The organism is Monashia sp. NPDC004114 (assembly GCF_053603855.1).
In genome coordinates, this window is the sequence record NZ_JBSGGK010000012.1 from 41,989 (window position 1) to 65,927 (window position 23,939).

At 71.6% G+C, this 23,939-nt stretch carries 17 protein-coding genes and 1 tRNA gene; 8 read left to right on the forward strand and 10 right to left on the reverse strand.

Annotated elements, in window-relative coordinates:
• The first annotated feature begins 6 nt into the window (after positions 1-6).
• Positions 7-666, forward strand: a complete 660-nt coding sequence (locus ACWEOW_RS15890; protein ID WP_452270189.1) for a VOC family protein — start codon at positions 7-9, stop codon at positions 664-666.
• A 104-nt stretch (positions 667-770) separates the two neighbouring features.
• Here the strand turns inward: ACWEOW_RS15890 and ACWEOW_RS15895 are convergent, their stop codons facing one another.
• Positions 771-1,535, reverse strand: coding sequence for a class I SAM-dependent methyltransferase (locus ACWEOW_RS15895; protein WP_452270190.1), 765 nt, complete (start codon positions 1,533-1,535; stop codon positions 771-773).
• Positions 1,536-1,761: 226 nt separating this feature from the next.
• On the opposite strand from ACWEOW_RS15895, the gene ACWEOW_RS15900 reads away from it, so the two are divergent.
• Positions 1,762-2,595 carry an AraC family transcriptional regulator gene (locus ACWEOW_RS15900; RefSeq protein WP_452270191.1) on the forward strand — a complete coding sequence of 278 codons (834 nt, stop codon included), beginning with the start codon at positions 1,762-1,764 and terminating at the stop codon, positions 2,593-2,595.
• 36 nt (positions 2,596-2,631) lie between these two features.
• Here ACWEOW_RS15900 and ACWEOW_RS15905 read toward each other — a convergent pair whose 3' ends face one another.
• Complete coding sequence (locus ACWEOW_RS15905; protein ID WP_452270192.1) at positions 2,632-3,030, reverse strand: DivIVA domain-containing protein; 399 nt, start codon at positions 3,028-3,030, stop codon at positions 2,632-2,634.
• 224 nt (positions 3,031-3,254) lie between these two features.
• Here ACWEOW_RS15905 and ACWEOW_RS15910 point away from each other — a divergent pair, with 224 nt between their 5' ends.
• Entirely contained in the window at positions 3,255-5,225 is a 1,971-nt protein-coding gene (locus ACWEOW_RS15910) for a right-handed parallel beta-helix repeat-containing protein (RefSeq protein WP_452270193.1), read from the forward strand.
• 31 nt (positions 5,226-5,256) lie between these two features.
• Here the strand turns inward: ACWEOW_RS15910 and ACWEOW_RS15915 are convergent, their stop codons facing one another.
• Positions 5,257-6,510: a M48 family metallopeptidase gene (locus ACWEOW_RS15915; RefSeq protein WP_452270194.1), complete on the reverse strand. Its 1,254-nt coding sequence runs from the start codon at positions 6,508-6,510 to the stop codon at positions 5,257-5,259.
• Positions 6,511-6,826: 316 nt separating this feature from the next.
• Here ACWEOW_RS15915 and ACWEOW_RS15920 point away from each other — a divergent pair, with 316 nt between their 5' ends.
• The 4 genes from ACWEOW_RS15920 (at position 6,827) to selB (ending at position 11,038) form a co-directional block, all read left to right on the forward strand.
• Positions 6,827-7,693 carry a patatin-like phospholipase family protein gene (locus ACWEOW_RS15920; RefSeq protein ID WP_452270299.1) on the forward strand — a complete coding sequence of 289 codons (867 nt, stop codon included), beginning with the start codon at positions 6,827-6,829 and terminating at the stop codon, positions 7,691-7,693.
• A 133-nt stretch (positions 7,694-7,826) separates the two neighbouring features.
• Positions 7,827-7,922 (forward strand) — tRNA-Sec (locus ACWEOW_RS15925).
• Between the two features lie 37 nt (positions 7,923-7,959).
• Positions 7,960-9,252: an L-seryl-tRNA(Sec) selenium transferase gene (gene selA / locus ACWEOW_RS15930; RefSeq protein ID WP_452270195.1), complete on the forward strand. Its 1,293-nt coding sequence runs from the start codon at positions 7,960-7,962 to the stop codon at positions 9,250-9,252.
• Position 9,253: 1 nt separating this feature from the next.
• Positions 9,254-11,038, forward strand: a complete 1,785-nt coding sequence (gene selB / locus ACWEOW_RS15935; protein ID WP_452270196.1) for a selenocysteine-specific translation elongation factor — start codon at positions 9,254-9,256, stop codon at positions 11,036-11,038.
• Positions 11,039-11,102: 64 nt separating this feature from the next.
• Here the strand turns inward: selB and ACWEOW_RS15940 are convergent, their stop codons facing one another.
• The gene (locus tag ACWEOW_RS15940) at positions 11,103-11,732 is read right to left on the reverse strand and encodes a hypothetical protein (RefSeq protein WP_452270197.1); all 630 of its coding nucleotides are present in this window, start codon (positions 11,730-11,732) and stop codon (positions 11,103-11,105) included.
• Between the two features lie 205 nt (positions 11,733-11,937).
• Here ACWEOW_RS15940 and ACWEOW_RS15945 point away from each other — a divergent pair, with 205 nt between their 5' ends.
• Positions 11,938-17,049 carry an Lhr family helicase gene (locus ACWEOW_RS15945; RefSeq protein ID WP_452270198.1) on the forward strand — a complete coding sequence of 1,704 codons (5,112 nt, stop codon included), beginning with the start codon at positions 11,938-11,940 and terminating at the stop codon, positions 17,047-17,049.
• An 11-nt stretch (positions 17,050-17,060) separates the two neighbouring features.
• Here the strand turns inward: ACWEOW_RS15945 and ACWEOW_RS15950 are convergent, their stop codons facing one another.
• From ACWEOW_RS15950 to ACWEOW_RS15975, 6 genes are read right to left on the reverse strand one after another with little or no spacing between them, the layout of a single operon-like run.
• The gene (locus tag ACWEOW_RS15950; RefSeq protein WP_452270199.1) at positions 17,061-18,332 is read right to left on the reverse strand and encodes a nucleotide sugar dehydrogenase; all 1,272 of its coding nucleotides are present in this window, start codon (positions 18,330-18,332) and stop codon (positions 17,061-17,063) included.
• An 18-nt stretch (positions 18,333-18,350) separates the two neighbouring features.
• Positions 18,351-19,544, reverse strand: a complete 1,194-nt coding sequence (gene wecB, locus ACWEOW_RS15955; RefSeq protein WP_452270200.1) for a non-hydrolyzing UDP-N-acetylglucosamine 2-epimerase — start codon at positions 19,542-19,544, stop codon at positions 18,351-18,353.
• A gap of 21 nt (positions 19,545-19,565) precedes the next feature.
• Positions 19,566-20,828 carry a UDP-N-acetyl-D-mannosamine dehydrogenase gene (gene wecC, locus ACWEOW_RS15960; protein ID WP_452270201.1) on the reverse strand — a complete coding sequence of 421 codons (1,263 nt, stop codon included), beginning with the start codon at positions 20,826-20,828 and terminating at the stop codon, positions 19,566-19,568.
• Positions 20,762-22,129, reverse strand: a complete 1,368-nt coding sequence (locus ACWEOW_RS15965; protein WP_452270202.1) for a glycosyltransferase — start codon at positions 22,127-22,129, stop codon at positions 20,762-20,764. Before ACWEOW_RS15965 ends, wecC begins: the two co-directional genes overlap by 67 nt.
• 5 nt (positions 22,130-22,134) lie before the next feature.
• Positions 22,135-23,061, reverse strand: a complete 927-nt coding sequence (locus ACWEOW_RS15970) for an ABC transporter ATP-binding protein (protein WP_452270203.1) — start codon at positions 23,059-23,061, stop codon at positions 22,135-22,137.
• Positions 23,048-23,935 carry an ABC transporter permease gene (locus tag ACWEOW_RS15975; protein ID WP_452270204.1) on the reverse strand — a complete coding sequence of 296 codons (888 nt, stop codon included), beginning with the start codon at positions 23,933-23,935 and terminating at the stop codon, positions 23,048-23,050. The genes ACWEOW_RS15970 and ACWEOW_RS15975 overlap by 14 nt, the downstream gene beginning before the upstream one ends.
• Positions 23,936-23,939 lie beyond the last annotated feature (4 nt).

Sequence of the window (23,939 nt, forward strand, 5' to 3'; positions counted from 1 at the left end):
GGGGCCGTGACCGAGAAGCTGAGCCGTCAGGCCGCCTCTGACGCCCTGCCCGGGTGGAGACTCCTGCTCCAGCGCCCGCACCTGTCGGTGCGCACGCCGGACGTTGCCACCGCCTTCGAGCTCGTCGCCCGGGTGGGCCGGCTCTCGGCCGGCCTGGGCAGCTCACCTGACCTGGATGTGCGCGGCAACCTCGTCCACGTCGTCCTCTCGACGCGTCCGGGCGGCGGTGTCACCGAGGCCGACGTCATGCTCGGACGGGCCATCGAGATCGTCGTCCAGGAGATGGGTCTCTCCAGCGACCGTAACGCCCTGACGGTGCTGGAGATCGCGATCGATGCACTCGACATAGAGGCGGTTCGCCCGTTCTGGGAGGCCGTGCTCGGTTGGGACACCGTCGCCGCGGACGACCTCCAGGACCGCTGTCGCCTGGGTCCGGCCGTGTGGTTCCAGCAGATGGACGAGCCGAGACCGCAACGCAACCGCATCCACATCGACGTCACCGTTGCCCATGACGAAGCTGCCGGCCGGATCGAGCGGGCGCTTGAAGCCGGTGGGCGAATGGTCTCCGCCGAGCGCGCCCCGGCCTTCTGGATCCTGGCGGACCCAGAGGGCAACGAGGCATGCGTCTGCACGTGGCAGGGGCGCGACCCCAGGCCGGCCGGCTGAGAACCCCGGTCCCCCGGTCCGCGGCCTCGTCCGCGGCCTCGTCCGTGGACGGATGAGGACCGGTCCGTCACGTCACGCAGTGGTGCGCAGGCGGTCGTGCGGGTCTAGGGGCGGGTCGCCTGCACGAAGGTGACGGGCCCGAAGCGGTGGTCCACGTGCTCGACCTCGCGGGCATTCTGGAAGCCGGCGTCGGTGAGGAGCGCGACGATCCCGTCGCCGAAGTTGCGTGCGACCACGGGGTTCTTGGCCAGACGGGACCGCAGCAGCTTGGGCAGGTGCCGCAGGGCATGGGCAGGACGGTGGCCACTGTCATGGCCACTGTCATGCCCGTGGTCGTGTCCACCTTCCGCGCTGGCTGCCGGACCCCCGATATCGACGATGGTGACCTTGCCGCCCGGCCGGAGGGCACGCAGGGCATCCCGGGCGAACGCGACGCGACCGTTGTCGTCGACGTGGTGCAGCGCCAGGGACGAGACCACGTGGTCCAGGGTGGCGTCCTCTGCCGGCAGGTGGTCGGCGTATCCCTGGACCAGGGTGAGGGGTATGCCGCGGCGCCGGGCCTTGCGCGCGGCCCGGTGCAGGGCGGCCGCGTCCGGATCGAGACCGGTGACCACCGCGTCCGGTTGGGCCGCGAGCACCGCGAGCGACAGGTTCCCGGTCCCGCACCCCACATCGACGACTGCGTCGGCCGGCGCGATGCCCGCGAGCTCGACCGCGCGTACGTGCAGCGCGTGGACGCCTGCCGTCCGGGTGAACACGTCATACAGGGGCAGGAGCCAGGTCTTGCCCATGCCCGGCAGGAACGGGCGGTCGCGCTCGTCCGGGGTGCGCTGGTCGAGGATGCGGACGTTGGTCTTGGTTGTCGTCACGGGTGCCCCCAGATGTGTTCGGTGTGTGCGGTGTTGGTGAGATCGGTGGTCGTGGTAGACCTGTCTTGCTTCCTTCCAGTGTTCGACGTTCTTCGGTTCCACGACAGCACAGAGGTCGTGCACCATGGCACATTCTTCGGTCAGGCCTTCGCCTTCGGTTCCCGCGCGCCTGCGCGCGGTGCGTCCCGACGGGACCCCGGTCTACCGATACGAGCATCGCCCTGGCGTGCCATCGGTGTCGGTGATCCGCTTCGACACCGAGGCCCACACGGGCCTCCCACCGGGTCACCGGCACGCCCACGACTTCCTCGTCCTGGTCTACATCGAGCAGGGCACGGGGTCGTTCACCCTCGACGGCGCCGAGCGCCGACTCTGCGCCGGACAGGTCTATGCGGTGCCGCCCGGTCAGATCATCGGCATCTCGGCCATCGACGAGCTGGCCCGGTGCTGGGGCTGGTCGGTCGCGTTCACACCGGACGCGGTGCCCGACCTCGCCGCCCTGTCTCCGCTCGCCTGGGCTCACCATCCGTTGCTCGCCATGTTCGCGCCGGGGACCGAGGGCGGCCAGGTCGCCGAACCGGAGCGGCCGCGCTGGTCGGCGTGGCTTGCGGACCTGGCCGAGGAGCTGGCAGACCCGGGACGCCTCGGGGCGAGGGAGGCAGCGGCGGGGCTGCTCACCAGGATCCTGGTCGCCACCGCACGTCTGGCGTCGCCGGGTTCGACGCGCGCGCCTGACCCGCTCGTGGAGCGCGTGTTCAACCAGATCGAGGCCACGTTTCGCGAGCCGGTATCTGCCGGAGACGTTGCCCGCGCGCTCGGGTACACGCCCGGACACCTGACCACCGTGGTTCGTGAGCGCACCGGCCGCCCCGTTCTCGACTGGATCACCGAACGGCGAATGACCGAGGTCAGGCGCATGCTTCGGGAGACCGACCTGACGCTCGCCGTGATCGCCGAGCGGACCGGCCTTCGAGACGCGAGCTACCTCGTGCGCCGCTTCCGAGACCGCCACGGAACGACGCCGCAGCAATGGCGACTTGGTGAGCGGGCCTCGCCGTGAGACCGAGCCGTGAGGCAAGGACCGCTACGACGCGGCTCAGGGCAGCGGGTCTTCACGCAGCCAGCGGCTGGCCCGCTGTGCTCGTTCGATGTACTTGCGAGACGTCGGGGAGACCACGACCGGTAGAGCTGACGGCGCGGGGGTCCCCGGCCCGTCACCGACCGGCGATGCCGGAGGTTCCAGCGGCTCTGGGTCCGAGGGTCCTTGGTCTTCCGACGCCCGCTGACCCGTCGGAGTCGGATCTTCCAGAGGGGGCTTCGGATCTGGCAGGACGTGGGATGCCGGCACTCCCCGTGGGGGCTGTCCGCCGCGCTCGTAGTAGCGCAGGGTCTCGACCAGCTCGTCGAGGAACTCGTCGACCTCGAGCTCGTCGTACCCCCGCCGGAAGGACGTCGATGTGAAGCTGCGGTTCAGGACGTCACTCGAAGTCAGCATGTATCCATGATGAGGGAGGGTCGAGAGCCGGACTGAGGACGTCGGCAGGCGGTGCCGGGCGTCGTCACACCCGGCACCCCGGAGAGCGACGAGCAAACCCAGGTGGCGCCAATCCAGCGTGTCCGGATGCAATCTGCGTAGTGTCGTCAACGCGCACCGTTCGAGCCGCTCGACCGGCACAACCCGGGCGCCCCCACCCAAAGCCCGACCGAGAGGACAGCGCCGTGACCAGCGTGCTGCACGTCGCCACTACCGGCTCCGACGACGCGGACGGATCTGACTCCAGCCCGTTCCGCACGATCGGCCGCGCTGCCGAGCTGGCCCGACCCGGCGACCGGGTCGTCGTCCACGAGGGTGAGTACCGCGAGTGGGTCCGCCCGGCTCGTGGTGGTCTCAGCGACTCTCGTCGGATCACCTACGAGGCTGCCGACGGCGAGCGCGTCGTCGTCAAGGGCTCCGAGCGGGTGACCGGCTGGGAGCGCGCCGAGGGAACGGTCTGGCGTGTCGAGGTGCCGAACGCGCTCTTCGGCTCCTTCAACCCGTTCGCCGAGGAGATCGTGGGCGACTGGGTCGTGCGACCGATCGAAGCCGGCCAGCGCAAGCACCTGGGCGATGTCTACCTCGAGGGACGCAGCTTCTACGAGGTGGGCAGCCCGGACGAGGTGGCGACGGCAGCCCGCCGCGACGAGATCGTCGACGACTGGACCACCCGAACGGTGCCGGTCCGCGACCCCGACCAGACGGCATACGTCTGGCATGCGCAGGTCGGTCGCGACGCGACCACCATCTGGGCGAACTTCCACGGAGCCGACCCCAACGCCCAGCTCGTCGAGATCAACGTCCGACGGTCCGTCTTCTACCCCACCGAGCACCACATCGACTTCATCACCGTCCGTGGCTTCGAGCTGTGCCAGGCCGCGACTCCGTGGGCGCCGCCGACGGCGGACCAGCCCGGACTCATCGGGCCGAACTGGGCCAAGGGCTGGGTCATCGAGGACAACGTCATCCACGACGCCAAGTGCGTCGCCGTCTCCATCGGCAAGGAGGCGTCGACCGGCGACAACAACTACACGTTCCGCGGTGACAAGCCCGGGTACCAGTACCAGCTCGAGTCGGTCTTCTCCGCCCGCCAGATCGGCTGGGACAAGGAGCACATCGGCTCTCACGTCATCCGCCGCAACACGATCTACGACTGCGGGCAGTGCGCCATCGCAGGCCATCTCGGCTGTGTGTTCTCCACGATCGAGGACAACCACATCCACGACATCGCCCTGAAGCGGGAGTTCTACGGGCACGAGATCGCCGGCATCAAGCTCCACGCGGCCATCGACGTCGAGATCACGCACAACCGCATCCACTCCTGCTCCCTCGGGATCTGGCTCGACTGGCAGACCCAGGGCACCCGGGTCGCGCGCAACGTCCTCTACGGCAACTCGCGTGATCTCTTCGTCGAGGTGAGCCACGGACCCTACGTCGTCGACCACAACGTCCTCGCCTCGCCGGTGTCGATCGAGTCCTTCAGCCAGGGGGGTGCCTATGTCGGCAACCTCGTGTGCGGCACCCTGGGCCTGATCCGGGTCATGGACCGCGCCACCCCGTACCACCGTCCCCACAGCACTCAGGTCGCCGGCTACGCCGTCATCTACGGCGCTGACGACCGCTGGATCGGCAACGTGTTCGCCGGCGGTGACGTCGACGCGGCATACGGCCCGGACGCCCACACCCACGGCGGCGCCTGGGTCGGGACCTCCGGCTACGACGGGCACCCATCGACGTTCGAGGACTACCTCGCGCTCATCGACGCCCAGCCTCCGGGCGACCACAACCGCTTCCCGGATGTGCCGCAGCCCGTGTACATCCGCCACAACGCGTATGCCGGCGCCGCCAGGTCGTATGCCGCTGAGGACGCTTCGCTCCGACTCGAGTCGGCGACCTTCGCGGTCGTCGAGGAGGGCGACGCGGTCTGGCTCGAGGCCGACCTCCCCCCGTCGTTCGACGGGCTGCAGGTCGGTGTCGTCACGGGCGCGGATCTGCCGCGGGTCCGTTTCGTCGACGCCGAGTTCGAGGAGCGTGACGGCTCGCCCGTGACGATCGACCGGGACCTCCTCGGGGCGCGCAAGGACCCGAACGCGACCTACCCCGCCGGCCCGATCGGCACGTTGCCGGCCGGCACGTCGCGCACTCGCCTCTGGTGACCGCCCGGGAGCTTCACGAGCGGGCGCCGGGTCAGGGAGCGCCAGTCGGCTCCCGCGCTGCGGCCAGGCGCTCGACGGTATCGGGGTGAGTGGCGAACAGCAGGTACTCGATCCGGGGCGGGTGAACGTCGGCGATGTTGGTCTCCGCGAGGCGTAGCTGCATCGCCGCGAACTCGGCGGAGTCACCGGTCAGCCGCAGCGCATGCTGGTCGGCACGGGCCTCGACCCGACGGGAGACCAGGTTCTGCAACGGACCACCGACCAGGCCGGCCACCGCGCCGACGGCAAGCACCAGGCCGATCGCCGTCGGCGATCCGATGGAGCCGACCCCGGCCCGGGCCAGCAGGGCACCCCACTGACCCACGAGGTAGAGCGCCACGACCGCCGCGGCGGCACCGAGCGCGCCCAGCAGCGCGCCCAGCTCGGGGTCACGGTCCCGGGCGTGGCCGAGCTCGTGGGCGACGACACTCCGTACCTGTCCCGGCGGTGCCTCGCGCAGCAGCGTGTCGTAGACCACGATCCGCCGCGTGGCCCCGAGCCCTGAGACATACGCGTTGAGCCCGGTGGTGCGTCGCGACGCGTCCGCGACCAGCACGTCACGCACCGGCATACCGTCGCGAGCGGCCAGAGCGACCAGCTCGTCACGCAGTGGCCCCGCCGGCATCGGGGTGAACGAGTTGAACACCGGCTCGACCAGGACCGGGAAGACGAAAGCCAGCACGACCACCAGCGCTGCGGCGCCTATCGCACCGAACGCCCACCACCAGTCGGGCGCGACGTGGGTCAGTGTGTAGAACCCGGCGAGCACCACCCCGCTGGTCACCGCTCCGACCGCGCAGCCCTTGAGGAGGTCCACCGCCCAGCCACCCCAGCCCTGGGTGGACAGCCCGTAGTCACGCAGCACGATGTGGCGCCAGGCGCTGAAGGGCAGTGAGACCACCCACAGCATCATCAGGATGACGAGGCCGCCGAGGAGTGCCTGGGCCAGCCAGTGCCCGCCGAACGGCTGTGCCGCCCAGGTGACGATCCGGGCCCCGGCCGGGGTCAGCCCGAGCAGCAGGGGCACCGCCAGTCCGAGCAAAGCCGAGGCGTACGAGCTGGGCCGCAACGCGGCGTGCAGCGCCCGCCCTCTGATGACGATGTCGGCCGGCACGTCGCGCAGCGCCGCCGCCTGGTCGGCGCGGTTCGGCCTGGGCACCCGCCAGGGCACCACCGCCACCGTCGCGGCGGTCACAGCGATGCCGAGCGCGGCCATCGCCACCACCGCCCACGATGTCGAGGTCATGGCCGGCGCCTCCCTTCTCGCATCACAACAATCGACCACGTGCGCACTCGTCGCGGCCTGCCTGGTCTCGCGTCCTCGACAAGCCGCCACGTGGCCGATCGTCGGACGTCGAAACTACCCTGACCAGGAGCGCCCAGCCCGCACCTCGCGAAAGGCGACTCCCATGACGACAACACCTTCTTCGAACCCGCGCCCCAGCTCGACGACGACGTCCGATGGCGGGGCGGTGGCGCGAACCCCTCGACTGGGGAACTGGCCGGCGCCTGACCAGCAGGCCGACACCGGTAGCCGGGCGGGCAGCCCGGACGGACGGGCCTTGGTCCTCGCCGGCGGCGGAGCGGCCGGCAACGCGTGGGAGCTCGGTCTCATCGCCGGGCTGTCCGACGCCGGGGTCGAGGTGACCCGAGCCGATCTCATCGTCGGGACCTCGGCAGGATCGACAGTGGCCGCCCAGGTCACCAGCGGGACACGCCCCGCCGAGCTGTATGCCGCCATCCTCGCCGAGGTGCCTCGGCCACGTGCGGCCGGCGCCGGCTCGGGCCGGGGACGGGGTCCGAGCGTCTCGGGACCGAGCTATCTGGAGTGGTCGAACGGCATCATCGGTTCGGCTCAGGATGCCTCGGACATGCGACGGAGGATGGGCGCCGCGGCGATCGAGCGGGATGCTTCCGACGGCTCTGCCGGGACCCGCTGGCGCGACATCGTCGCGTCCCGGCTCCCCGGACACGACTGGCCGCAGCAGCCGGTGCTCATCACCGCTGTCGATGCGGATACCGGGGATCCGGTTGTGTTCGACCGGGGCAGCGGGGTCGACCTGGTGGACGCCGTCGCCGCGAGCACCTCGGCGATGACGCCCTACCGCATCGGCGAGAAGCGATACATCAACGGCGGCTATCGTCGCAGTGAGAATGCCGACTTGGCGGCCGGATTCGGCTGCGTGCTGGTGTTGTCACCGTTCGGCGGCAGGTCGCGCATGCCGCTGGAGTGGGGCATGGATCTGGCAACCCAGGTCGAAGAGCTGCGCGCGGGGGGCAGCAGGGTCGAGACCGTCTTTCCGGACGGCGGCGCGGGGGAGGTGTTCGACGCCAATGCCTTGGATCCGTCGACTCGTCTGCCGGCCGCGCGAGGAGGCTACGAGCAGGGGCGAGCCCTTGCCGAGCGGCTCGCCGAGTTCTGGCGCTGACGCCGGCGGACCACCGATGGCCGGTCAGGACAGGCTCAGGATGCGCCTGACCCTCTCGAGGGGCTGTCACCCGAGGAACGCCCTGGCGCGGGTGGTCGCTGTCCCTGCGACCGGTGGTGGGTACGGTGAGCGTGGAGGTGTCTGGGCACCTGGTGGTCCCCCCGGTCTTCAAAACCGGTGAGACCGAGGATCTCGGTCTGGCGGGTTCGATTCCCGTCCACCTCCGCCAACTGACTCCCGGCCCGATCGTGCGACTGGAGGACGCCGTGACCCAGACCGACCCTCGGCGCCGGATCCCGCGCACCGACGCCGTGCTCTCGGACCCGACCGTCGCGGCGGCCGTCGAACGCCACGGTGTCGCGGCGGTCAAGGCGGTGGTCCGCGCCGCTCAGGAACGGGCGCGAGCCGGCGAGATCGCCCCAGGCGACGTCGTCTCGGAGGCGAGGGCCTCGCTGCCCCGGCGCGCGACCACGCTGCGGCCGGTCATCAACGTCACCGGGGTCGTCGTGCACACGAACATCGGCCGGGCGCCCTTGTCGGACGCGGCGATCGACGCAATGGTCGCGGCTGCGCGGTATGTGGACGTCGAGTACGACGTCGTCACGGGCGCCCGCGCTCGCCGCGGCCGAGGCGCGCTCGCAGCCTTACGAGCTGCCGTGCCGGAGGCAGGAGGCGCGCTCGTCGTCAACAACGGCGCCGCTGCTCTCGTGCTCGCGACGACGTGCCTCGCCGCGGGCCGCGACGTGGTCGTCAGCCGAGGCGAGATGGTCGAGATCGGTGACGGCTTCCGGCTCCCGGACCTCATCGCCTCGACGGGTGCCCGCCTGCGCGAGGTCGGCACGACGAACCGCACCACCGTCTCGGACTACGCCGCCGCCATCGGCCCCGACACCGGCTGCATCCTCAAGGTGCACCCCAGCAACTTCCGGGTCGAAGGCTTCACCAGCAAGGCGTCTGTCCGCGACCTGGCCGGCCTCGGCGTGCCCGTCGTCGTGGACATCGGCAGCGGTCTCCTCGCCCCCGACCCGCTGCTGCCCGACGAGCCCGACGCCGCCACGACGCTTCGCGAGGGCGCTTCTGTGGTGACGGCCAGCGGGGACAAGCTGCTCGGTGGCCCGCAGGCGGGACTCGTGCTCGGCGATGCCGACGTCGTAGAGCGTCTGCGCCGGCACCCGCTGGCTCGCGCCCTTCGTGTCGACAAGCTGACGCTCGCGGCCCTGGAGGCCACACTGCGCGGTCCGGCACCACCCGTGCAGGGCTACCTCCACGCATCCGAGAGCGAGCTCCGTTCTCGCACAGAGCGACTCGCGGAGGCGGTCGGCATGCCGGTGGTCGCCGTGGACGGGCGCGTGGGCGGCGGCGGTGCGCCCGGCGTCCCGTTGCCCGGGTGGGCGGTGGCGCTGCCCGAGCGCTGTGCGGAGCTGCTGCGCACTGGCGACCCGAGGGTCGTCGCGCGCATCGAGGGCGGCCAGTGTCTCGTCGACCTGAGGTGCGTCCCGAGCGACTCGGACGGCGACGTCGAGTATGCCGTCCGCACCGCCTTGTCGGGGCTGGGCTGACGTGTACGTCGTCGCCACCGCCGGCCACGTCGACCACGGCAAGTCGACGCTCGTGCGCGCGCTGACCGGGATCGAGCCGGACCGGTGGGAGCAGGAGCGCCGTCGTGGGCTCACGATCGACCTGGGATATGCGTGGACGACCCTGCCCTCGGGCGAGGACATCGCCTTCGTCGACGTGCCCGGCCACGAGCGCTTCATCGGCAACATGCTCGCGGGGCTCGGACCCGCCCCGGCCGTCGTCTTCGTCGTCGCCGCCGACGAGGGCTGGATGCCACAGTCGAGCGAGCACCTCGCCGCGGTCGACGCGCTGGGCTTGCGCCACGGGCTCGTCGTCATCACCCGCGCTGACCTCGCCGACCCCCGAGGCACGCTCTCCGAGGCGATGGCACGGACGGCCAGGTCGTCGATGGCGGGCGCCGAGAGTGTCGTCGTCTCGGCGCGGACGGGCGCCGGGCTCGAGGAGCTTCGCTCGGCCCTGGACCGGCTGGTCACCGCGCTGCCACGAGCCGACACGGAGCACCGGATGCGGCTCTGGGTCGACCGCTCGTTCTCGGTGCGGGGGAGTGGGACGGTCGTGACGGGCACCCTTGGACAGGGCGCTGTCCGGGTGGGCGACGAGGTCGTCGTGCAGCGTGCCGATGGCCGGACCCGCCCAGCCGTGGTGCGCGGGCTCCAGAGCCTGGGGCAGCCGAAGGACTCGGTCATCGCGACGGCTCGCGTCGCCGTCAACCTGCGCGGCATCTCTGTCGACGAGGTCCGTCGTGGCGACCTTCTTCTGACGCCCGACGCCTGGCACCTCACCACCACACTCGACCTGCGGCTCACACCCTCCGATGACCGGCTGCCCGTCCACGTCATGGTGCACGCGGGCACCGTGGCAGTCGACGCGCGGCTGCGGGCGCTCGGCGGGGAAGCCGCCCGCCTCACCCTCCCGGCGCCGTTGCCCATCGCCGCGGGTGACCGACTGATCCTGCGCGACCCAGGCACCCGCCGCATCGCTGGAGCGCTGGTCGTCGACGCTGACCCACCCCGACTGACCCGACGCGGCGCCGCGTCGCGGCGAGCGGTCGACGTGAGGGCGATGAACGGCATACCCGATCTGGCGGCTGAGGTGGAGCGCCGGGACGCGATGACGGTCGCCGAGGCCGAAGCGTTGGGGATCCCGGTCCCCGGCGGGGACCGGCCCGCGGAAACTGTTGCACGACAGGGTCGTTGGCTGGTTGCCGACTCTGCGTGGTCGCGCTGGACGACCGACCTTCGCGCTGCCGTGGAGGCCCGGGCGAGCGAGGAGCCACTGGACCCGATGATGACCCTCGAAGCGGCGCGCGCCGCGGTCGGGGTGCCCGACCGCGCGATGATGCCGGAGCTGGCCGGTGCAGCCGGGCTCGAGCTGCGGAACGGCAGTGTCGGCCTACACGGGCAGGGCGCCGCGCTCGGAGAGCGGGCGGAGCTCGGGCTTCGTGGCATCGAGCAGCGCCTCGCCGATCATCCGTTCGCCTCACCGGAGCAGAAGGAGCTCGATGCCGCAGGGCTCGGTCCGCGAGAGATCGCGGCGGCCGTCCGGGCCGGACGTCTCGTGCGGCTGCCCGAGGACGTGCTGCTCCAGCCCAACGCCCCCGCCCACGCGATGCGCGTGCTCGCCTCGCTTCCGCAGCCCTTCACCACGAGTGAGGCGCGGGTCGCCCTCGACTCGACGCGCCGAACGGTCATCCCCCTGCTCGAGCACCTGGACTCCCGGGGCTGGACCCGCAGGCTCGACGGATCGCACCGCGAGGTATGCCGCTGAGCGCCGGCCGCGGCGGAGGCGGAGTCGAGCCGGCAGAGCAGGCGGGGCAGAGAGGCCGGCGGCGTCAGAGCAGGTTGAGCGTGAACGTGCCGAGCTCGTCCTCGAAGTAGACGACCACCGCCCAGTCCTCGCCCTCGATCTGGCCGTGGCACACCGTGACGACCCCCTGGGCGACCTTGCGTGTCTTCGGGCAGTCCATCGTGATGTCGCTCGACCCGTCGTCGAGCCGCTGCTCGACGGCGTTGGCGAGGTCGTCGCCGGGCAGTGACGTGCCCGCCGCAACCGGGACGGTGCCGGTCAGCGGGCCGACAGGCATGCCGCTCGCGTCATCGGGCTGGGACGACACAGAGTCGGCCGTCGACGGGGTGAACGACGGTCGATCGAGGACGCCGAGGCCGAAGAGAAGCACCCCGATCACGGCGAGGACCGAGAGCGCGAAGCTGGCGATGGCCAGCCCGCGATAGGTGTCCGTGCGCTGGCCCACGACTGCGGGGGGAGGCACGGGAGCCATCGGCGCCGCCGCCGGGCGCGGCCACTGGTACGCCTCCGCGACCACTGGACGTCCGGTCGGTGGCGGCAGCGCCGGAGCCATCGGCGGAGCCGTCGGTGACGATGTCGAGCTGCCGGACGAAGGGGCGTCGCCCGTCGCCTCGCTGGGAGCTTCGGACGTGGTCTCGGACTGCGGGTCGTGCATCGGTGCCTCGTCTGGGTCGAGTCTGGGTGTGATCTGTGCGCCGCCCGAATGCTAGAGGGGCGGCGCAGGACCTGGGACCCAACGAGGTCACGATCCGGCACCTGTCCTTGTCACAGGCCGTGTCACAGGCCGTGTCACAGCCCGTGTCACAGCCCGTGTCACAGCCCGAGTCACGCTGTCGGTGGGTGATGGCAGGCTGAGCGTGATGGCAGACGTGCTGGACCGCTTCTCTCCCTCGACCGCTTCGTGGTTCCGGAGCAGCTTCAGTGCGCCCACCGCCGCCCAGCAGGGCGCGTGGGAGGCGATCTCGTCCGGCCACCACTGTGTCGTCGTCGCGCCGACCGGCTCGGGCAAGACGCTCTCGGCCTTCCTCTGGGCGATCGACCGGATCGCCACCGAGCCGGTCCCCGAGGATCGGTTGTCGCGGTGCCGGGTGCTGTATGTCTCGCCGATGAAGGCCCTGGCCGTCGACGTCGAGCGCAACCTCCGGGCACCGCTGGTCGGCATCGGCCATGCCGCCACTCGGATGGGCCTGCCGGTGCCCGACATCGGCGTCACGGTCCGTTCCGGCGACACCCCGGCGAACGAGCGGCGCGCCTTCGCCCGCACGCCGACCGACATCCTCATCACGACGCCCGAGTCGCTCTTCCTCATGCTGACCTCGTCCGTGCGTGAGGCGCTGCGCGGGGTCGAGACGGTCATCGTCGACGAGGTTCACGCGGTGGCCGGCACCAAGCGCGGTGCGCACCTCGCGCTCAGCCTCGACCGGCTCGACGCGCTGCTGGAGCAGCCGGCTCAGCGGGTGGGTCTGTCGGCGACGGTCCGCCCCGTCGAGGAGGTCGGCCGCTATCTCGCCGGTGGCCGTCCCATCGAGGTGGTCCAGCCGCCGTCGACGAAGGAGTGGGATCTCGACGTCGTCGTCCCGGTCCCCGACATGGCCGAGCTCGCGGGCTCCCCGGTCGAGATCGCTCCCGGGGTGCCCGACCTGTCCGGCCCAGCGGCGGGCAACGCCCCACAGGCGAGCATCTGGCCGCACGTCGAGGAGCGGATCGTCGACCTCATCGCCGACCACCGCTCGACCCTGGTGTTCGCCAACTCCCGCCGGCTCGCCGAGCGTCTGACCGCCCGGCTCAACGAGATCTGGGAGGACCGCCTCGCCGAGGCGGCCGAGCTGCCCCAGCCCTCCGCCCCCGGCGGGTCCCCGGCTCCGAGCGAGACCGCAACCTCGCGTGGGCAGCCGCGGCACACACCTGCGCAGGTCATGGCCCAGTCCGGCGCGAGTCGCGGCGCACCCGCTGTCCTCGCCCGCGCCCACCACGGGTCGGTGAGCAAGGAGCATCGGGCTGCCATCGAGGAGGACCTCAAGGCCGGACGCCTGCCGGCCGTCGTGGCCACGAGCAGCCTCGAGCTCGGCATCGACATGGGCGCGGTCGACCTCGTCATCCAGGTCGAGAGCCCGCCGAGCGTCGCCAGCGGGCTCCAGCGAGTCGGACGCGCAGGACACCAGGTCGGCGCGGTCAGCCAGGGCGTGCTGTTCCCGAAGTTCCGCGGCGACCTCGTCCAGACCGCCGTCGTGGTCGAGCGGATGCGCGACGGGGCCATCGAGAGCCTGCGGGTCCCTGCCAACCCGGTCGACGTCCTCGCCCAGCACATCGTGGCGATGTGTTCCATGGACGACTGGACGGTCGGCGAGCTCGAGTCGCTGGTCCGCCGGTCGGCCAGCTTCGCGTCGCTGCCGCGCTCGGTCCTCGAGGCGACCCTCGACATGCTGTCCGGCCGCTATCCGAGCGACGAGTTCGCCGAGCTGCGCCCGCGCATCGTGTGGGACCGCGTCACCGACACGTTGACCGGGCGTCGTGGCGCGCAGCGGCTCGCGGTGACGAGCGGTGGCACGATCCCCGACCGCGGGCTGTATGCCGTGTTCCTCGCCTCCGGGGACGGCCCCGGTCGCCGGGTCGGCGAGCTCGACGAGGAGATGGTCTACGAGTCGCGGGTCGGCGACGTGTTCACGCTCGGCACGTCGTCCTGGCGCATCGAGGACATCACCCACGACCGCGTGCTCGTCACGCCCGCGCCCGGTCTGGCCGGGCGGCTGCCGTTCTGGAAGGGCGACCAGCAGGGCCGCCCCGCCGAGCTCGGGCGTGCGGTCGGCGCGTTCGTGCGCGAGATCGTGGGCCTCGGGCCTGAGCGCGCGCGAGACCGGGTGCGCGCCGCGGGGCTGGACGAGTGGGCAGCCGACAACCTCATCGGCTACCTCGGTGAGCAGCGCGAGGCGACGCGTCACGTGCCCGACGACCGCACCATCGTCGTCGAGCGCTTCCGCGACGAGATCGGCGACTGGCGGGTCGCCGTGCTCTCGCCGTTCGGGGGGCAGGTGCACGCCCCGTGGGCCTTGTGCGTGGCGGCCCGGATGCGGGAGCGGTTCGGCGTCGACGTCCAGGCGATGCACGGCGACGACGGCATAGTCTTCCGGTTGCCCGACCTCGAGTTCGACGACGACGGCCCGGCCGGCTCGGGTGGCGCACCCGGCGGTCGCGGCTCTGCCGGCGCCGGGGTAGGACAGCAGCTGCTCGAGCTGGTCACGCGGGAGCCTGAAGAGGTCAACGAGCTCGTCACGCAGGAGATCGGCGGGTCCGCCTTGTTCGCAGCGCGGTTCCGTGAGTGCGCCGCACGAGCGCTGCTGCTTCCGCGTCGCCGCCCCGACCGGCGGCAGCCGCTGTGGCAGCAGCGCCAGCGCGCGGCCCAGCTGCTCCAGGTCGCAAGCCAGTACCCCTCGTTCCCGATCGTGCTCGAGGCGGTGCGGGAGTGCGTCCAGGACGTCTTCGACGTGCCCGGCCTCGTCGAGCTCATGACCGAGATCCGGTCTCGCGCGGTCAAGGTCGTCGATGTCGAGTCGGCGCAGCCGAGCCCGTTCGCGAAGTCGCTGGTGTTCGGCTACGTCGCCCAGTACCTCTACGAAGGCGACTCCCCCCTCGCTGAGCGGCGCGCGGCAGCGCTCGCACTCGACCCGTCCCTGCTCTCCGAGCTGCTGGGGCAAGGTGAGGCGCTCGCGCTGCGCGACCTGCTCGACCCCGAGGCCGTGGCGCGCACCGAGGCCGAGCTGCAGCGGCTCACCCCCGAGCGGGGCGCGCGCGACGCCGAAGACCTCGCCGACCTGCTTCGCGTGCTCGGGCCGCTGTCGTCGACCGACATCCTCGCGCGGGCGGCGCAGGGGTTTGACTCGGCGGACGTCGAGGCGGCGTTGAAGGAGCTCGAGGCGGCGCGACGGGTGATCGCCGTGCGCATCGCCGGGGACGACAGATGGGCGGTGATCGAGGACGCCGCGAGACTGCGCGACGCCCTCGGCACGGCGCTGCCGGTCGGGGTGCCGCAGGCCTTCTTGGAGCCGGTGCCCGACCCGCTCGGCGACCTCGTCGCACGCTTCGCTCGCACCCATGGCCCCTTCACGGTCCACACGGTCGCCGCCTGGTGGGGTGTCGGTCCATCGGTCGCGCACGACGCCCTGCGCCGGCTCGTGTCGATGGGGCGGGTGGTCGAGGGCGAGCTGCTGCCCACCGAGAGTGGCGGTGGGCACGGCCCGGAGTTCTGCGACGCCGAGGTGCTGCGCCTGCTGCGCCGCCGCTCGCTGGCGGCACTGCGTCACGAGGTCGAGCCGGTCTCCCAGTCCGACCTGGCCCGGTTCCTCCCGCAGTGGCAGGGCGTGGGTGGCGGGCTGCGAGGGCGTGAGGGCCTGTTGCGGGCGATCGAGCAGCTCACGGGTGCCGTCGTCCCGGCAAGCGCCTTGGAGACCCTGGTGCTGCCGACGCGGGTCGTCGACTACCGTCCGGCGCTGCTCGACGAGGTGATGAGCTCGGGCGAGGTCGTCTGGCGGGGTCACGGGTCTCTGCCGGGCGATGACGGGTGGGTCAGCCTGCACCTGTCCGACACCGCGCCGCTGACGCTGACGCCACCCGATGACACCGAGCCAGTCCAGGCCGAGCGCGTCGTGCTCGACGCACTCGCGGGCGGTGGCGCCTACTTCTTCCGTGCCCTCGCCGACCGCACGGGCCTCGCCGACACCGAGCTCAACGATGCGTTGTGGACGCTGCTGTGGTCGGGTCGCATCACGAACGACACGATCGCGCCCCTGCGCGCCCTCCTGGCCGGAGGCCGCAGCGCCCACAAGCGGTCGACCGCCGGTCCCCGCACGACAAGGTATGCCGGCCGCCGCGGGTCGCTCGGCCGCTTCGGCTCGCTGCGCGGCTCGTTGGCAGGCTCGTCGCTGGGCTCGCTGGGAACACCGGGATCGACTGGCCCGTCGGACGCGTCGGCAGGCGTGGCGGGTTCGCCGGAAGGGGTGCCGCCGGGCGTGACAGCAGACCGGGTTGCCGCTGCCGAGACCGCGGCATCCGCCCGCGCGATGCAGGCCGGGCGGGCTGCCGGGTCAGGCCCGTCGACCGGTGTCGGCCGGTGGACCGCTCTGCCGCCGGCGGAGACCGACCCGACCGTGCGTGCGGTGACCAGTGCCGAGCTCCTGCTCGACCGCTACGGCGTGCTGACCCGGGGCTCGGTCGTCAGCGAGGACGTGCCAGGCGGCTTCGCCGCGGTCTACCGCGTGCTGGCTGCCGCGGAGGAGGCAGGCAAGGTCCGCCGTGGCTACTTCGTCGAGGGGCTCGGCGCCTCGCAGTTCGCCTCGACCGGCGCGGTCGACCGGCTCAGGTCGATGTCGCGACTCCCCGGCGGTGGGTCGGCCGGTGTCTCTGGTCAAGCGGCTGACGGCACGCCAGGCGGTTCCGACGCCGGCCACGCCGGTGCCGTCGGTGGGCGGGTCGACCCCTTCGAGCGGGACGAGTGGGCGTCAGCGCGGACGGGACCCGGCGGCATACCGGCATGGTCTGCGGGGCGGGACCGGCGACCGGGCCGGCGCGACGAGCGGTCCGGACCCCCGACGCTCGTGCTCGCGGCGAGCGACCCGGCGAACCCCTACGGCGCCGCGATCCGCTGGCCGGAGCGCGGAGTCGTCGACCCAGAGGACAGCCGCCCCAAGGGCCACCAGCCGGGGCGCAAGGCCGGCGCGCTGGTCGTGCTCGTCGACGGAGACCTCGTGCTCTACGTCGAGCGCGGCGGCAAGACGATGCTCTGCTGGTCTGACGACCCCGACGCGCTGCAGGCCGCGGCAGACGCGCTCGCGCTAGCCGTCCGCGAGGGTGCGCTGGGTCGCCTCACCGTCGAGAAGGCAGACGGAGCAGCCATCCTGGGCTCGAAACACCCTCTGGTGCAGGCACTCTCGCAGGCCGGCTTCCATATGACCCCGCGTGGGCTCCGGCTGCGCCGCTGAGGTGGCCGGTCTCAGAGGCGTTCGACGCGCTCGCGTGGCGTGACCGCACCACGGGTGTCGAGGAATCGCCGCGACCGCTCGGCCAGCGCGTCGACGTCGTAGGCCCGGTGGTGCTGGAGCAGCACGACGAGGTCGGCCTCGGCCACGGCCGCGTCGAGGTCCGTCACCGCGGTCACGCGCTCGCCGAGGGCATCCCAGCGGGCGATGAGAGGGTCGTGGAACGACAGGTGCGCACCGTTCTCGATGAGCTTGCGGCCGAGCGGCACCGCGGGCGACTCGCGCTGGTCGGCGATGTTCGCCTTGTAGGTGACCCCGAGCAGCAGGATGCGCGAGCCGCGCAGCGCCCTGCCGTCGGTGTTGAGAGCGTCCTGCATGCGGCGCACGACGTACGACGGCATGGCGGCGTTGATCTCCTGCGCGAGCTCGACGAACCGGAACGGATAGCCGAGCCGGGTCCGGACGTTGTGCGACAAGTAGTTCGGGTCGATCGGGATGCAGTGCCCGCCGACACCCGGACCGGGATAGAACGCCTGAAAGCCGAAGGGCTTCGTCCTCGCCGCGGCGATGACCTCCCAGAGGTCGATGTCGAGGTCGTGGCAGAACCGCGCCATCTCGTTCACGAGGGCGATGTTGATGTGGCGGTAGGTGTTCTCGAGCAGCTTGGCGGTCTCGGCCTCGCGGGTCCCGCGGGTCGGCACGACGGTGTCGACGAAGAGCGAGTAGAAGTCGCAGGCCGCCTCGGTGCACGCGGGCGTGTGCCCGCCGACGACCTTCGGCGTGTTCCGGATGCCGTAGACCGGGTTGCCGGGGTCCACGCGCTCGGGCGAGAAGGCGAGGTTGAAGTCGACGCCGGCCTCGAGCCCCCCGACCTCGAGGATCGGGCGCACCACCTCGTCGGTGGTGCCCGGGTACGTCGTGGACTCGAGTATTACGAGGGTGCCCGGCTGCAGGTGTTCGGCGAGCGCCGCGACCGCCGCGCGGACCGCGGTGAGGTCAGGCCCGCCTTCTGGGCTCAGCGGCGTCGGGACGCAGAGCACGACCGCTGCGGTCTCCGCGAGGACCTTCGCGTCGGTCGTCGGCTCGAACCCCGCGTTGAGCATCTTCGTGACGTCCTCGTCGGAGAGGTCGTCGACGTGCGACCTGCCGGCGCCCAGCGACGTGACGACGGCAGCGTTGCTGTCGAGCCCCGCCACGCGCAACCCGGCGTGGACGGCCGCCTCGGCGAGCGGCATACCGACGTACCCCAGCCCGACGACCACGGCGTCATATCTGCGGCGAATCATGTTCTCCCCCACTACAGCTCAGGCTGTTACAAGGTCATCGTCGAGGTCGTCGCCGATGCCGAGGTCGGAGCGCGCCGGGTCGAAGTCGGGGGCCCGGTGGCCGATGCCCAGCAGCTCGGCGATCGCCGCGACCGAGCGTTCGGCCGCCCGGCCGTCGCCGTACGGGTTCACCGCGTTCGCCATCGCCGCGTATGCCGCCGGGTCGTCGAGCAGCTCCTCGAGCCCGGCGCGGATGGCGGCGCCGTGGGTGCCGACGAGGCGGACGGTACCCGCTTCGACGGCCTCCGGCCGCTCGGTCGTGTCGCGCATGACGAGCACCGGCTTGCCCAGGCTCGGCGCCTCCTCCTGGACGCCACCTGAGTCGGTGAGCACGACGGTGGCGGAGGCTAGCGCGTGCGCGAACTGGTGGTAGTCGAGGGGCTCGGTGAGCAGCACGTTGTCCAAGCGGCCGAGCAGCGGCTCGATGACGTCCCGGACGACTGGGTTCCGGTGCATCGGCAGCAGGATGCGCAGGTCGGGACGCTCGACGGCCAGGTCGCGGATCGCGGACATCGACTCGACCATGCGGGCACCCCACGACTCGCGGCGGTGCGACGTGACGAGGACGAGCTCGGCGCCCGCCTTCGCCTCGGCGACCAGCTCCTCCACGCGCGGGTCCGCGAAGTCGACCGGCTGCGCCGTCGTCCACTGGAGCGCGTCGATGACGGTGTTGCCGGTGACGGGGATCATCGACTCCGCGATCGACTCGCGCACGAGGTTCGCCTTCGACGTCGCCGTCGGCGCCAGGTGCAGTGCTGCCAGGGGAGCGGTGAGGCGGCGGTTGGCCTCCTCCGGGAACGGCGAGTGCACGTCCCCGGTGCGGAGCCCGGCCTCCAGGTGCACGACCGGGATGCGCTCGTAGAACGCGGCCAGCCCAGCGGCGAGCACGGTCGTGGTATCGCCTTGCACGACAACGACATCGGGCCGATCTGCCTTCAGCAGCTCAGCAGTCGCGATGACCGTCCGCGACGTGATCTCGGCGAGTGAGGCGCCCGGGGTCATGAGGTCGAGGTCGTGGGCCGGCTCGATGCCGAAGAGGGTGTTGACCTGGTCGAGCATCTCGCGGTGCTGACCCGTGACCGCGACGATGGGCTCCACCCGCTCGTCACCCACGAGTGCCGCCACGAGCGGCGCCATCTTGATCGCCTCGGGACGCGTCCCGTAGATGGTCATGACACGGTGCATGTCAGCCCCTCAGCGCCAGACGCCGCGCGTGTCGACGAGCTGGCGGCCGCGCAGGTCACCGAGGCTGATCGAGCGGAACGGCGCGTGGTCGACGAGCAGCAGGACGACATCGGCCTCGCGCACCGCGTCGTCCGTCGGCGCCAGGGTGACGTTGGGCAGGTCGGCGAGTCGGCCCGGCAGCTGGTCCACGTGGGGCTCGACCGCCAGGATCCGGGCGTCAGGGTGTCCGGCCGCCAGTGCCTCGGTGATCGCGAGGGCCGGCGACTCGCGCAGGTCGTCGATGTCGGCCTTGAACGCGAGACCGAGGCACGCGATCGTCGCGCCCGAACCGTCAGTGGGCAGGCCGGCGTCGGCGAGTGCCGCGTCGACCTTGCGCAGCACCGAGCCGGGGCGTGCGTCGTTGGTCTCTCGCGCGGCCCGGATGATGCGCGCCTGCTTCGGCGCGGCTGAGACGATGAACCACGGGTCGACCGCGATGCAGTGGCCACCCACGCCAGGACCCGGCTGGAGGATGTTGACGCGCGGGTGGTGGTTGGCCATCGAGATGACCTCCCACACGTCGAGCCCGAGGTGCTCGCAGATCTCGGCGAGCTCGTTCGCGAAGGCGATGTTGACGTCACGGAAGGCGTTCTCGGTGAGCTTGGCCATTTCCGCTGACTTGGCGTCGGTGAGCAGGATCTCGCCGGTGACGAAGGTGCGGTAGACCTCGGCTGCCCTGGTGGCACACTCGGGCGTCAGACCGCCGACGATCCGGTCGTTCGAGAAGATCTCGACCATGATCCGGCCCGGCAGGACGCGCTCCGGACAGTGCGCCAGGTGCACATCCGGGATGCCCCCCATGTGCGGGAGCTTGAGGTCGGGTCGCAGCTGCGAGATCCACTCGGAGATCTGCCACGTGGTCCCGGGCGGAGAGGTCGACTCGAGGATGACGACCTCGCCTCCGGTGAGCATCGGCGCGATGGCCTCGGTGGCGGCCCGGACGTACCGGAGGTCCGGCTCGTGGTCGCCCTGGAAGGGCGTCGGCACCGCGATGAGGTAGACCGACGCGTGCGGCGTCTCGGTGGTCGCGGTGAGCAGCCCCTTGGAGACTGCGCTCGCGATGGCGACGTCGAGGTTCGGCTCGACGATCGGCACCCGACCAGCGTTGATCTCGCTGACGGTGCGCTCGTTGACGTCGACGCCTGTGACCTCGAGCCCCTGACGGGTCAGGGCAGCACAGGTCGGCAGACCGATGTAGCCGAGACCGATGACGGCGATTCCGTCGTCGAACATACGTGAACTCCCGTGTCTGGTGAGGTTGCTGGTCGGGCTGGGGTGGGGGTGCTCGCCGGCCCGGCCGGTGCCGGGGCCGCGATGATGGGTGCGACGGTGGATGAGACCGTCGGTGCGTCGCTCGGACCCACCTCCGGTGGCGGGTCGGTCGGCGAGCCCGGCTCGGCGGTCGAGGACGTGCCGCGGCGCCGTCGGGACTGTTCGGCGAGATCGGCGATGTGGCGCACGAAGTCGCGGCCGATGACGTTCCAGTCGTAGTGCTCGCGCACGTACTCATGACCCGCCCGGCCCATCGCCGCGCGCCGCTCCGGGTCGCGCGCCAGCTCCACGAGCGCGGACGCCGTGGCTTCCGCGTCGTCGAACGGCACGACGATGCCGCAGCCCGCCTCGTTGACGAGGTCCGCGGCGAGGGGGAGCGGGGTCGTCACGACGGGTATGCCGTGCGCCATGTACTCGATGACCTTCGTCGGCATGGAGTGCCGGTAGTTCGGGCGGTCCTCGAGCAGGGAGAGGCCGGCCAGCGCGCCGTCGAGCATCGGGAGGGCCCGCGCGCTCGGCACGAACCCGAGGTGCCGCACATGCCCGCACTTGACGCCCCAGCTGAGGGTGTCTGCGGTTCGGGAGTCACGGGCGGCACCGATGATCTCGACGCGGACCGAGCCGCGCATCGCCACGGTGAGCAGCCGTCCGGTCTGCAGCAGTGTCGCCGCACCTCTGGCCATGGTGATCGACCCGAGATAGACCGCGCGGGTGTCGCCCGGTGGCTCGACGGTGGCCGGCACGCTCACGGTGTTCGGCACGACGACGTGCTCGCGCTCGAACCGCTCCGCATACGCGTACTCGGCGAGGATCAGCTCGTGGCGGCGCTCCGCGCGACGTTCGATCGCCCGGGCGGCGCGTGCCATCGCGCCCCGCGCCCGCTCGGGCACCCACGGCTTGGCCTCGATCGCCGCCGCGGTGTCCTCGTGCACGTCCCAGACGAGGTTGTCGATCCGCAGCCCGACGGCGGCGGCGACGATCTCGGGGTCGTGGACCAGGACGACGTCGTGCTCGGGTCCCTCATGGGCGAGCAGGCGACGGACCGCCCGGAACGCCTCGCCGCGAGACCGGCCGGTGGCGTGCGGCAGGTCGACGGGACGCAGGCCCGGCACGTCGGGAAGGTCGAGGCCGTGCGCCGAGAACGGTGCGGCATACGTGACCTGGACGCCGGCGTCGAGCAGCGCGCCGATCTCCCGATGGCGGATGCGGGCGTCCTCCGGATGGTGCACCACGGTCACGACGAGGGCGCGGTCAGCGGGCATCCGGCTCACCTCGGCGGCTTCCGGTGCGACTCCTCGTAGGCGCCCACGACGTCCTCGGTCGGGCCGTCCATGATGATCCGGCCCTGGTCCATCCACAGGACGCGGTCGCAGGACTCGCGGATCGCGGAGTTCGAGTGGCTGACGAGGAAGACGGTGCTCGCCTCCTGGCGGATCTCGGCGATGCGGTCCTTGCTCCGCTGCTGGAAGTCCGCGTCGCCCGTGGCCAGCGCCTCGTCGATCATGAGGATGTCGGGTGCGGCGGCGGTCGAGATGGCGAACCGCAGGCGCGCCCCCATGCCGGAGGAGTAGGCGCTCATCGGCAGGTCGACGAAGTCGCCGATGCCCGAGAACTCGACGATGTCGTCATAGCGCGCGCGCACCTCGCGCGGCGTCAGGCCGAGCGCCAGACCACCGATCATGACGTTGCGCGCACCGGTGATGCCCGGGAGCAGGACCGCGTTGACGCCGAGCAGCGACGGCCGGCCGAGCGCCCAGAGCTTGCCACCGCTGGGCGGGATGAGCCCGGCGATAGCGCGCAGCAGCGTGCTCTTGCCCGAGCCGTTGCGCCCGATGATCCCGACCGCCTCGCCATGGTTGACGACGAACGAGACCTGCTTGACCGCGTGGACCTTGCGGACCGAGGAGACGGCGTTGCGCTTGCTGAACATCCGCTCCACGAACGGCAGCTCACCCTCGGTGGCGGTCGCCCGCTTCTTCGCGCCGAAGACGGTGTAGATGATGTCGAGCTCGGAGCAGACGACGCTCGGCTTCGTCGAGACGGGGGGCGTCGGGCGCGGTCGCGCCGATCGAGGCCCGGTCGTCTCATGACTCTGGTCGCGTCGCGGCGAGTCGGCGGTGTCCGGGCCGGCGACGGTCGGGTCCTGGTAGGTCGAGCGCGTCTCGGCGGGGGCCAGGGGGTCAGTTGCTGCCATAGCGACCCTCCCCGCGCCAGAAGAAGACCAGGCCGGTACTGCAGAGCACGACGCCCCAGACGGCAGCGGCGATCCAGCTCGACAGCTGGAGGTGGTACTGGGCCATCAGCGCCTCTCGCGAGATGGTCATGCCGACAGCGAGCGGCTGGTAGAGCAGGATCGCGCTGATCAGCCCGTAGCCCGCGTAGTGCGGGATGCTGAAGAAGACGCCGGAGACGTACCGGCCGAGGCGGACGCCCACGGGCACGAGGTTGGCGGTGTCGCGTGCCGCGTTGACGATGCGCGCGAGGAAGAACGCGAGACCGAGGTTGATCAGCGTCACGAGCAGCAGGGCGACCGGGAACAGGAACCAGTGCAGCGAGAACGGCTCGCCCGTCATCGGGATCATGATCATGAGCACGAGGAAGGCCGGCACGTTCGTCAGGAACTGCGTCAGCGTGACCGAGATCGGCAGGACGGCCCGCGGGAAGCGCAGCGCGCGCACCAGGCCGATGTTCGCCGTCACCGCCCGCGCCCCGGCGATGAGGCACGACGCGGTGTAGCCGAAGACGAAGATGCCGATCGTCAGGAACGCGATGTAGTTCTCGGTGCCACCGCGGGTCTTGAGCAGCAGGCCGAAGATCAGGTAGTACGAGCCGACCAGCAGCAGCGGGTTGAACACAGCCCACGCCTGCCCGAGGTAGTTGTTCTGGTTCGCCGTGTAGGACTGGGCCGACGAGAGGTGCCAGATGAGGTGCCGGTAGTGCCAGACCTCCCGCACGTACGACCAGAACGGCGGCCGGACACCGAGCTCGTCGAGTCCTGCGGACCTGGCAAGCGCCTCGGCCTGCTCCGGTGTCATGGTGGCGGGCGCGAACCGCTGCTGCTCGGTCATGGTG